Raw genomic sequence first — 11,986 nt, 5'->3', positions numbered from 1 at the left:
TAGGAGGAGTTACCATGAAGAAAAAGTTGGGCTTGTTGGCGGTTGCGGCGTTGTCCGTACTTGTCATCGCGGGTTGTGGAAAGTCGAAAGACGACACAACCAAAACATCTGCCAAGGGGAATTACGACAAAGAAATTACAATCGATGTTTACGATGATTTAGCTAACTATCAAGGGATTCAAAAAGGTTGGTTTGCGAAAATTGTCAAAGATAAATTTAACATGAAATTGAATATTATTGCCCCTAATGTTTCCGGTGGTGGAGATACCTTATTCCAAACGCGGTCGACGGCGGGTAATCTAGGCGATTTAATCATCACCGGGGCCGATAACGGTCGGTTATCTAAATTAGTCAAAAGTAATTTGATTATGGATATGTCGCAATATACTAAAGATGCCAAAAATATGAAAAAATATCAACTGGCTATTGATACGATGGCTAAGTCAACTGGTAAAAGTAGTGGGTTTTACGCGATGCCAACCAGTGTTTCGTCTGAATCACCAACGACTAATGCCAGTGGTAATGAATTAAACTATGGTTCATATTTACGCTGGGATCTTTATAAACAATTAGGGTATCCAAAGATTAATACCTTAGAAGATTTGTTACCAGTCTTGAAGAAGATGCAAACCACGATGCCAAAGAGTGATAGTGGTAAGAAAACGTATGCCTTTTCGTTCTTTAAGGATTGGGATGGCAACATGATGAATAATGCGAAACAACCAACGGCGTTATACGGTTATGATGAACTTGGATTTGTCTTAGCTAATGCTGATGGTTCAGATTATCAAGGTATTTTAAGTAGCGATTCGCAATATATGCGGGCTTTAAAACTATACTTTAAAGCGAACCAAATGGGCTTAGTTGATCCCGAATCAACGACGCAAGATTATGATACGTTATTCGCTAAATATAAGGATGGTCAAATTCTCTATTCACCATGGCCATGGTTAGGTCAAACTGCTTATAATACCCAAGCACATAAAGCAGCGGGTAAAGGTTATGAATATGTGCCAATTACTGATAATAAAGTTTTCGCTTATGGTGCAACGACCGAAGGGACCAAGACATTCATGTCGATTGGGAGCAAAGCGAAAGATCCACAACGAATTGCCGACTTTATTGACTGGTTATACTCACCAGAAGGTATTATGGCGGGGACAGCACAAACACAAGGTTCTTCAGGCCCAGAAGGTTTAACTTGGGAAATGAAAGACGATGAACCCGTTTTAACGGCATTTGGTAAGAAAGCATTGTTAGATGGCGATGCAACTATGCCTAAGAGTTATGGTGGTGGTTCTTGGAAAGATGGCGTTTCAGCATTGAACGTTGCAACCGTATTGACTGTTGATAAGAATCCAAAGACGAAGCAACCGTATAATTACACGATGTGGCCGTCCGTCTTGAAGTTAAACAATACAACATTGGATAAAGATTGGTCGACTAAGCTGGACGCAACGACGCAATCTGACTATCTTGAAAAGAATGATATGATTGCGGTCGCACCGGGGACAACTCAGATTACACCTGAAGAAGAATCGAATATTACGACGTTGCGTGGTCAAGTGAAATCAACCATTGTTGAATATTCTTGGAAGATGATCTTTGCTAAGGATGCCAAAGAATATAATAGTTTAAAGGCCGAATTACAGAAAAAAGCAGATGGTTTAGGGTATAAGAAAGTCCTTAAAGTGGATATGAAGAATGCCAAAAACCAAAACAAAGAACGGATTCAAGTTGTTAAGAATTATAAAGCTGAGCAAAAAAAATAATTAAATAAACTGAAGAGGGCTAGGGACAAAACAACTGTTTTGAGCCTAGCCCTCTCAGGTTTTAGAGAGGTTTCAAAAGTGAAAATTGAAAAGCAAGCAAAGTTAATTATGATGGGTGATTCCGTTACGGATTGTGGCCGGAATTACGATGCAAATCCAGCCGGATGGGGTTCCTTCGGAGACGGCTACGCAAATCTAGTGAACTCATTTCTAACCGCTTTTTACCCAGAACGTGAAATCATGGTGGTCAACAAAGGCGTTAGCGGGGATGATATCGTTAGAATGGCGCAACGTTGGGATACTGATTTAATGGCTAACCACCCGCAATGGGTCAGTATCATGATTGGCGTCAATGATGTTTGGCGGCATTTTGATGCGAATTTTCAACATCCAGAAATGGTGACGCTTGAAAAATTTGAACAGACTTATCGTGAATTAATTGCTAAAACGCAAAAAGAAACGGCTAATATTATTATTATGGCGCCATTCATGATGGAAGCCAATCGGCAAGACCCAATGCGTTTAGAGATTGAAGCCTTTGCTAGAGTGGGTAAAAAGCTCGCGACAGAAAATAATTTAATCTATATTGATACGCAAGCGCGGATTGATGCATTCTTAGAAAAACAATCTTCGTATATATTGACGAGTGATCGCGTACATCCCAATGTTACAGGCCATATGCTGTTAGCGAAAACTTGGCTAGACGGCGTTGATTTTGAATGGTCATAAGTCATGATAACGTTAGCTGAAATTAATCGCGTGATTCAAGCCGGCCCGTATCAAGATTCGTGGGAAGATCTGAATCAATTCACAGTACCAGAATGGTTTAGCCAAGATAAATTTGGGATTTTCATTCATTGGGGGCTTTACAGCATTCCGGCATTTCGGAATGAATGGTATTCTCGCAATATGTATATTCAAGGCTCACCAGAATTTAAACATCATCGCCAAACATTTGGGCCACAGGATCAGTTTGGGTATCGGGATTTTATTCCGTTATTTACCGCTAAAAAATTTGAACCGGCCGAATGGCTTAAACTGTTTAAAGAAGCGGGGGCCAAGTACGTTGTGCCGGTTGCGGAACATCACGAAGGGTTTCAGATGTATCGGAGTGCACTTTCACACTACAATAGTTATGAAATGGGCCCACAGCGGGATGTTTTAGGCGAATTAAAAGCAGCAACCCTCAAACAAGGGTTACATTTTGGGACTTCTAGTCATCGAGCGGAACATTGGTTTTTCATGGGTCATGGTAAAGAGTTCAATAGTGATATCCGAGAACCATTGAAAAAAGGCGATTTCTATTGGCCCGCAATGCCTGAACCAGATAATCAAGATTTATTCAGTACGCCATACCCGACTAAGGCATATTTAGAGGATTGGTTGTTAAGAACCTGTGAATTGATAGAAAATTACCAACCAGAAATTCTTTATTTCGATTGGTGGATTCAACACGCTGCGTTTAAACCCTACTTAAAAAAAGTGGCCGCTTTCTACTATAATAAGGGCGCAATACGGCATAAAAAAGTAGCGATTTGCTATAAACATGATGCAATGATGTTTGGCAGTGGGATTGTGGATGTTGAGCGGGGCAAATTTGCTGAAGCTAAACCTTACTACTGGCAAACTGATACGGCAATCGCGCGTGATTCATGGTGCTATACAGAAACATTGGATTATAAATCACCACAAGAAATCATTATTAATCTGATTGATGTTGTCAGTAAAAATGGTAATTTACTCTTAAATGTGGGGCCTAAAGGCGATGGTTCCATCCCGGCAAAAGATCAAGCAATCTTGCAAACGATTGGGCAATGGCTAAGTGTCAATGGTTGTGCGATTTATCAGTCCAAAGTTTGGCGGAAATCGCAAGAAGGGCCTACCCAGATTGTGGAAGGCCAATTCCAGGAACAAAAGGTTATCAAGTATACCCAAGCTGATTTTCGGTTCACCGTTCGCGGCGCAAACTTGTATGCATTCGTATTAGGTGAAATTACCGCAGAACCACTTTTAATTAAATCATTAGCCTTATCTGCGGATCAAAATGCCCCAGAATTTCACGGTATCATTGATGAAGTCAGTGTGTTGGGAACACAAGAACCTTTGGAATGGCAACAAACTAATCGAGGTTTAGAAATTAAATGTGGTATTAGCCATAATCCGTTACCAGTTGTCGTGCAAATTAAAATGAAATAGAGGGATGTTTATGATTGTTCAGAAAACTAAAGTTTCTGATACTAGCGATGCGTTCATCCAGACCTATCTGCTAGAGAATACGGATGAAATTGATCAAAATCGGAAACGTCCGCTACTGATGATTTGTCCAGGCGGCGGTTATGAATTCACGTCAGACCGTGAAGCAGAACCAATTGCCGTGCAAGCCTTGGCTAAGGGCTACCACGCTTGTGTCTTGCGGTATAGTCTTAGTCCCCAATCACATTTTCCGGAATCATTATTAGAATTAGCGAAAGCCGTTATCTTAGTACGCAAAAACGCTGAAGAATGGCACGTTGATACCGATAAAATTATTGTAGCCGGGTTTTCAGCGGGCGGACATCTGGCGGCCAGCTTAGGTGTTTTCTGGAATAAGGCCTGGTTTCAAGCGCTATTGGATCAACCGCAACTTGCGCAACCTAACGGATTACTATTAGCCTATCCGGTGATTTCAAACGGTGAGTATGGCCATCAGGATTCTTTTAAAGCGTTGTTGGGTCCAGATGTCGATAATCCTGAAAAACGATTTTTGACATCGCTAGAGAATCAAGTTGATGAACAAACGCCACGGACTTTCATTTGGCATACCGGTGAAGATGGCTTAGTGCCGATGGAGAATAGTTTATTATTTGCCCAACAGTTAAGGGCCAAACAAGTCCCGTTCAGCTTACACATTTTCCCAAATGGTGGGCATGGCTTAAGCCTAGCGGTCAAAGAAACCGAGAGCCACTACGGTGGTGGGGTTCAGAATGAAGTTTCTGAATGGTTTGAAATGTTTGATCGATGGCTTAAAGCCAATTTTTAAGGATTAAAGTAGAGGAGTAACGAAAATGAAATACAATCCCAATAGTCGTATTCAACAGTTCATTGAAGTTTTAGTTAAATTTATCGGTTTGAATCTAGTGTTTTTAATCATGTGTATCCCTATTTTTACAATCGGTGCAGCCATCACATCTTTATATACAGTTGTGTTAAGGTTTGCCCGCGGTGACGGCGATCACATGGTAACGGGGTTCTTTGTTAGTTTTAAAGAGAATTTCAAAAGTTCAATTGTGCCCACCTTAATTTACCTCGGCCTTTTTGCCATTATCCTGTTCAATCTTGCTTTTTGGTTAGGGATGAAATCAATCGTCGGCATCATTTTCGTATTACTTTTTACATTATTATTCCTACTTTATTTCTTGTCGTTCCAATATTTTTTCCCATTGCGCGCGCGGTTTGAAAATAGCGTTAAACGTTCTTTGAAGAACTCGTTGTTAGTGGGATTTGGTAATTTTAAATCAACGTTATTTTTATTGCTGATCAATGCCTTTGTACTGACGTTTGTTTATTTCTCAGGACCATTGAGATATGCCTTTGTGTTATTCTTTTTCCCATTTTTAGCGTACTGTCAAGCGTTCATCTTGAATCGCGTTTTTAAACAATATGAAAATTAATTCATCTTCGAAGGAGCTTAAAAGGTAATGGCTTATATTGGTTTTGATATCGGAGGGACCTTCATCAAATTTGGTGTCCTGAACGAACATGGTGAAATTCTAGAAAAGGATAAGGCCCAAACTAAGGCGGAAAGTGCCGAACAGTTTATTGCGTTACTTGCCGAAATAGTGTTGAATTATGAAAAGAAATATACGATAGACTCGATTGGGTTGAGTTTTCCGGGGACCATTGATACAAGTACCGGGACCGCTGTTTTAGCGGGGGCCTTGGAACACTTGCACGGGACACCAATCGTTCAAATGTTGACGCACCAACTTGGCAAACGGTATCCAGTATTTATTGAAAATGATGCCAACGCGGCGGCGATGGCGGAAAAGAATCTTGGTAACGCGCAAACCGTTGACGACTTTACGTTAATCACAATTGGCACCGGTATCGGCGGTGGCGTCTTTAAAGACGGCCAAATTATGAATGGTTTTCGCTATAAAGTTGGCGAATATGGCATGATGATTACTGATTTTTCACGCTCAGGCTATAAAACCCTCCATGAATTAGCTTCGACTAGTAGTTTAGTGCGACGATACGCTGAATTTAAAGGCGTTGCGACTTCTGAGGTAACGGGTCAACAAATTTTAGCCGATTCGGAGCCAGCAGTTCAAGATTTGATTGAGGATTGGGCTAATTATTTAGCGATTACGATTTTTAACGTAGTGACGAGTTTCGATCCCCAATTGGTCTTGCTAGGTGGTGGTATCAGTCAAAATGTGAAACTGTTGCCGATTGTTGGCAAAGCGCTGGAACGCATTCCTTATTGGCATGATTTTAAAGTGCCAATTCAAACCTGTCGCTTCTTTAATGATGCGGGTTTGATTGGGGCCATGGTGGTTGCCAAAAAAGGGTTAGAAAATCAAGAATTAGTTGAGATTAATGAATCGATTTAGGCTAGTAAATAAATTAATAAATAAGCTATAAAGGAGCAAATTCATGAAATATATCGACGGCGGTTGGATGTTAAAAGAAGGCTTTGACGCTAAATTTGCAGAACAAGTGTATGATTATCGGTTTGAAGGCGATAAATTAGTCTTATTTTGCCCATTTCAAGCGATTGAAAATAAAGGGGCAACCTTGGATGGTGGCCTGTTAACCATTGAAATTACGGCACCACGAGCTGATGTAATCGGCGTTAAAATGTATCATTATAAAGGCCGTCAGCATAAAGCACCCGAGTTTGAATTGAATTCGGAAAAAGTGGCGGCGACTTTTGAAGAACAAGACGACAAGTATGTTTACACGAGTGGTAAACTCTCCTTAGAAATCTTTAAAGATCATTTCCAATTTGACTATTATTTTGACGGTCAATATTTGACGAGTAGTAGTGCACGCGGGAAAGCGTATATCTGTGATCCGGCTGGCGACTTTCATATGAGTGATCAACTGGGCATCGATGTTGGTGAAAAGATTTATGGCTTAGGTGAACGGTTCACTAACTTTGTTAAAAACGGCCAAAGTGTTGATATTTGGAACGCTGATGGTGGCACAGGCACGCAACAAGCTTACAAAAACATTCCATTTTATATCAGTAACCGGCATTATGGTGTTTTCGTGAATACGCCGGATAAAGCTAGTTTTGAAATTGGCAGTGAAAAAGTATCACGGGTTCAATTCAGTGTCCCTGGCGAAGAAATGGAATATTTCGTGATGGGTGGCGCCAACCTAAAGGATGTTTTAGGGCGCTATACCGATTTAACCGGGAAACCATCGATGCCACCAGCTTGGACTTTTGGCTTATGGCTCAGTACTTCCTTCTTAACGAATTACGACGAAAAAACCGTCAATGAATTTGTCGATGGGATGATTGAACGTGATATTCCGTTAGAGGTTTTCCATTTTGATTGTCTTTGGATGAAAGAATTAGAATGGTGTAATTTCACATGGGATGAACGGACTTTCCCAGATCCAATCAATATGTTGAAACGATTGAAAGCAAAGGGCATCAAGATTTGTGTCTGGATCAATTCCTACATTGGTCAGAAATCACCATTATTTGATGAAGGCGCTGAAAAAGGCTATTTCATTAAAAATCAAGATGGCGACGTTTGGCAATGGGATAAATGGCAAGCTGGCATGGGGATTGTCGATTTTACTAATCCAGAAGCGACTAAGTGGTACCAAAGTGAATTAAAAGCATTATTGGATATGGGTGTGGATTGTTTCAAAACCGATTTTGGTGAACGAATCCCAACTGATGGCGTCTATTTTGATGGTTCTGATTCGGAAAAAATGCATAATTATTACACACTGCTTTATAATAAGGCCGTCTATGATGTTTTGGCACAAGAACGTGGTGCTAAAGAAGCCGTCTTGTTCGCTCGTTCAGCCACTGTCGGCAGCCAGAAGTACCCGGTTCATTGGGGTGGCGATAGTTCTTCTAATTACCCATCAATGGCAGAATCATTACGCGCAGGACTTTCATTTGGCCTAAGTGGTTTTGGTTACTGGAGTCATGATATTTCTGGTTTTGAAGCTGAAGCTGATCCTGATTTGTATAAACGTTGGACCCAATTTGGTTTATTGTCGTCGCATAGTCGTTATCATGGTAGTTGGCAATATAAGACGCCATGGTTCTATGGCGAAGAAGCCGTTGCTGTATCGCGTCAATTTACAAAATTAAAATTAAGTTTAATGCCGTATTTAATGGCTCAAAACAAGAAAACGCATGAATTGGGGATTCCGATGATGCGGGCTATGGTCTTGGAATTTCCAGATGATCCAGCCTGTGCTGAATTAGATCGTCAATATATGTTAGGTGATAATTTATTAGTCGCACCAATCTTCTCTAAGACCGGTGAATGTACGTTCTACGTGCCTGAAGCCGGTGGTCTTTGGACCAATATCTTAAGTGGTGAGAAGTATGAAGGTGGTCAATGGTATACGCAAACCTTTGATTACTTTAATTTACCAGTATTAGCACGCCCTAACAGTGTGCTTGCTCGGGGTAAAGAAGATTCGCATGCAGAATATGATTACACTGACACCCCAACTTTAGAGGTTTATGAATGGAATCATGATCAAGAACAAGTTGTTGAATTTACGGATACGTATGGTCAACAAGTTGGTCAAGTAACGCTTAAGCAAGTTTCCAATGAAATGACATCACAAGCTGACAACGTCACTAATTACAAAATAATCACTAAATAGTCAAAAATCCCATCTCGCAGAAAAAGCGGGATGGGATTTTTTTAGTGGGTCTCTTGTGGGACGAAACTCTTGCGAATAATCAACGGTGCCTCTAATAGAATCGTTTGTTTTGTGGGGTGGTTAAAAATAATACTTTCTTTTAAACGGTTAATGGCCACCCGACCCAATTCATCGGTGTCGATTCTAAACGTGGTTAGTGGCGGCGCGACGTATTGTGCAATATCGAGATCGTTAATGCTGATAATCGCGGTATCGTTCGGCACAGTGATTTGGTGTTCATTAAAAGCTTGTAGAACGCCGATTGCTAAAGGGTCAGAGGCAATTAAAAAAGCGTCTGGCAAATTTTCTTTAGTGCATGATTGACCAATGTGGCGACCCAAAGTGTAGCCGGTTGAAACCGAAAAATTATCACCGATAAAGATATTTTGCGCATCAAACCGATTTAGTTCGTGCATATGGCTTTCGAAATATTTGCGTCGGGAATCATTCAAAAAAGTAGTGGTATTATCCAACGACCAGAATTTACCACCAATAAAGCCGATTCTTTGTTTGCCAGCCGCGACAAATGTGTCGATAGCTTGTTCCGTCATCGCTTGTAGATTAGGTTGGACAGCATCAAAACGGTGGGCATCCGGACTGGAATCCACGAAGACACCGTGGCTGGAGCGTGTATTGAGTTGGTCTAACTCTGCGGCGGTAAATTGACCAATCGCTAAGAAACCGTCGATAGTGGTTGGAACTGCCGTGACTTCACGATAGAAGGTCAATTCTAAATCGGTTTTGGTCGCATAGTCCACAATGCTGGTGCGCAGTTGACTAAAGTAAGTATCTTCGAGCTCTTTTTGCGGTAAAACAGCAAATAGGACGGCGATTTGGTAATGGGTATTTTTATGGGTATTTGATGGTTGATAATCTAGGCTCTCGGCTGTTTTAAGAATCTTATGGCGTGCAGCGTTTGAAATGGAAAAAGTTGGATCGTTATTTAATAATCTGGAAACGGCTGCGGGGGAATACCCCGACTTGGCCGCAATTTCACGAATCGTTGACACCTTAAAAACCCCTTTCACAACTGTAATCGGTTACATATTTGTTTACTAATTAATGATGTTAATCGCGCCAGATATTGAGCGTCATTAATTTATTAGCTCCAATATACCATATTAACGGTAGGTAAACATAGTGAATAAATGGTAAAAATTGTTTACTATGTTTTAGTAATTAACCACAAGAAAGCGCTTGCTGACGGCGTTTTTTTTGAGTATGCTTATGACATCAAGTAGTGCGAAATGAAAGTGAGTGACTAACGATGAGCAAGCAATTAGCAGTCGATGAATTTTTACATGGTGGGGATTATAATCCCGATCAATGGTTAGCACAACCAACCGTCATCGATCAAGATTTTGAAGATTTTAAAACCGTTAAAATTAATACAACGACTTTAGGTATTTTTTCATGGGCCAAATTAGAACCAGTTGAAGGTCAATTTGAGTTCGAATGGTTGGACCGGATTTTTGATCGAGTAGACGCAATTGGCGGCCACGTTATTCTGGCAACACCCAGCGGTTCACGGCCACGTTGGTTGGCTGAAACCTATCCAGAAGTTTTACGAGTTGATCAAAATGGTCAACGGCAAAACTACGGTGAACGGCACAATCATTGTTATACGTCACCAATCTATCGGCAAAAAATACAAATCATTAATCAAAAATTAGCCGAACGTTACGGTCAAAAACGAGCGTTAATTTTATGGCACATCTCCAATGAGTTTGGTGGCCAATGTTATTGCGAGTTATGCCAAGCGGAATTCAGAAAATGGTTGCAACGTAAATACCAAACGTTAGCAAACTTAAATCACGCGTACTGGAATGCTTTTTGGAGTCATACGTATACTGATTGGGCCCAAATTCAAGCACCTAGTCCTTTGGGTGATCAAACCGTGATGGGTTTAAATCTTGATTGGCGCCGGTTTGTTACCGATCAAACCATCAGTTTCTACGATGCAGAAACGACACCGCTGCGGGCAATCACGCCGACAGTGCCAATCACCACGAATTTTATGGGTGGTAATCCGCCAGATTCACACGTTTTTTATGATTTAGATTATCAAAAATTTGCTCAACACGTCGATATCGTCAGCTGGGATTCGTACCCTAATTGGGCGAATGATTATGAAAGTAGTCAACGGTTAGCGTTAAAAACGGCATTGATGAATGATATGATGCGCAGTTTAAAACACGCGAACTATTTAATCATGGAAAATACGCCCTCCCAAGTCAATTGGCATCCGTTTAATCGGGCGAAACGGCCGGGGATGCACCGCATGGCGAGTTTACAAGAGATTGCGCACGGCGCGAATTCCATTTTGTATTTCCAATTGCATCAATCACTCGGGGCTTCCGAGATGTTCCACGGTGCCGTCGTCGATAATCGCCTCGGTAATCAATCGCGGGTATTTAAAGAAGTCGGTCAGGTCGGCCAGGATTTAGCTGATTTACAACCGGCGTTAAAGACGACCCATCAAGTCGCTAAAGTCGCGATTGTCTTTGATTACGACAATATGTGGGCACTCGATGATGCGCGGAATTATGCGAATCAAACCAAAAAATATTGGCAAACGATTCAAAATCATTATCAATATTTCTGGGAACATGATATTCCGGTTGAATTTGTGTCGGTTGAAGCTGATTTAAATGATTATCAATTAGTGATCGATCCGATGCATTTTATGATGAGCAAGTCATTTGCGACTCAATTACAAGCTTATGTCCAACAAGGTGGCCATTTAGTTGGGACCTATCTTAGTGGCGTAGTTGATCAAGATTTCCTAGCCCATCAAGGTGGTTGGCCACAAGCTTTAACCGCTACTTACGGGTTGACGGTGACCGAAACCGATACGTTATATCCGCAACAACATAATCAAGTTGCAGCGTTTAAAAAAACGTATCAAACCGCCGATTATAGTGATGTTTTACAACCAACGACTGCCCAAACAATCGGGTATTATCAACAAGATTTCTACGCCAATACGGCGGCGATTACTGAAAATCAAGTCGGCACGGGAACGGCCTATTATCTGGCCTGCCGAACGGAACAAGCTTTTTTAAATGATTTTTATCAATCGATTTGTGCAGAATTACGACTCAATAATCAATTACCAATTAGCAAACAGACTTCATCGGTTTCAATTCAAGTTCGTGAAGCGGCTACGAAACGTTATTATTTCGTGATTAACTTTAGCCATCAAAAGACGCAAATTGAATTGAAACGCGATTTACACAATTGTTTACAACTTGAACCAGCAGCCACTGCAACTGAAATACCAGGTTATGGTGTCCGCGTTTTCAGCGAATCAATCTAATTCAATT

General features: G+C 41.0%; 9 protein-coding genes. 8 read left to right on the top strand and 1 reads right to left on the bottom strand.

All coding sequences use genetic code 11. The features are described 5' to 3' along the window. Window positions 1-14: 14 nt before the first annotated feature. The 7 genes from ACVPPQ_RS03565 (at window position 15) to yicI (ending at window position 8,621) form a co-directional block, all read left to right on the top strand. Entirely contained in the window at window positions 15-1,772 is a 1,758-nt protein-coding gene (locus ACVPPQ_RS03565) for a type 2 periplasmic-binding domain-containing protein (protein WP_463495742.1), read from the top strand. Window positions 1,773-1,850: 78 nt separating this feature from the next. Then, window positions 1,851-2,501 carry an SGNH/GDSL hydrolase family protein gene (locus tag ACVPPQ_RS03560; protein WP_463495740.1) on the top strand — a complete coding sequence of 217 codons (651 nt, stop codon included), beginning with the start codon at window positions 1,851-1,853 and terminating at the stop codon, window positions 2,499-2,501. A 3-nt stretch (window positions 2,502-2,504) separates the two neighbouring features. Beyond that, a complete protein-coding gene (locus ACVPPQ_RS03555) occupies window positions 2,505-3,968 on the top strand; it encodes an alpha-L-fucosidase (protein WP_463495739.1) in 1,464 nt (487 codons plus the stop codon). Between the two features lie 10 nt (window positions 3,969-3,978). Beyond that, window positions 3,979-4,791: an alpha/beta hydrolase gene (locus ACVPPQ_RS03550; RefSeq protein ID WP_463495737.1), complete on the top strand. Its 813-nt coding sequence runs from the start codon at window positions 3,979-3,981 to the stop codon at window positions 4,789-4,791. Between the two features lie 25 nt (window positions 4,792-4,816). Continuing rightward, window positions 4,817-5,422, top strand: coding sequence for a YesL family protein (locus tag ACVPPQ_RS03545; protein ID WP_463495736.1), 606 nt, complete (start codon window positions 4,817-4,819; stop codon window positions 5,420-5,422). Between the two features lie 27 nt (window positions 5,423-5,449). Beyond that, window positions 5,450-6,364, top strand: a complete 915-nt coding sequence (locus ACVPPQ_RS03540; protein WP_463495734.1) for an ROK family protein — start codon at window positions 5,450-5,452, stop codon at window positions 6,362-6,364. Window positions 6,365-6,407: 43 nt separating this feature from the next. Further along, window positions 6,408-8,621, top strand: a complete 2,214-nt coding sequence (gene yicI, locus ACVPPQ_RS03535; protein WP_463495733.1) for an alpha-xylosidase — start codon at window positions 6,408-6,410, stop codon at window positions 8,619-8,621. A gap of 41 nt (window positions 8,622-8,662) precedes the next feature. Here the strand turns inward: yicI and ACVPPQ_RS03530 are convergent, their stop codons facing one another. Continuing rightward, the gene (locus tag ACVPPQ_RS03530; protein ID WP_463495731.1) at window positions 8,663-9,670 is read right to left on the bottom strand and encodes a LacI family DNA-binding transcriptional regulator; all 1,008 of its coding nucleotides are present in this window, start codon (window positions 9,668-9,670) and stop codon (window positions 8,663-8,665) included. 257 nt (window positions 9,671-9,927) lie between these two features. Between ACVPPQ_RS03530 and ACVPPQ_RS03525 the strand changes: the two genes are divergently transcribed. After that, on the top strand, window positions 9,928-11,979 hold the full coding sequence (locus ACVPPQ_RS03525) for a beta-galactosidase (RefSeq protein WP_463495729.1): 2,052 nt from the start codon (window positions 9,928-9,930) through the stop codon (window positions 11,977-11,979). The last annotated feature ends 7 nt before the right edge of the window (window positions 11,980-11,986 follow it).

It is taken from the genome of Latilactobacillus parafuchuensis (assembly GCF_055271665.1).
This window is presented reverse-complemented; position numbering and strand designations above follow the sequence as displayed.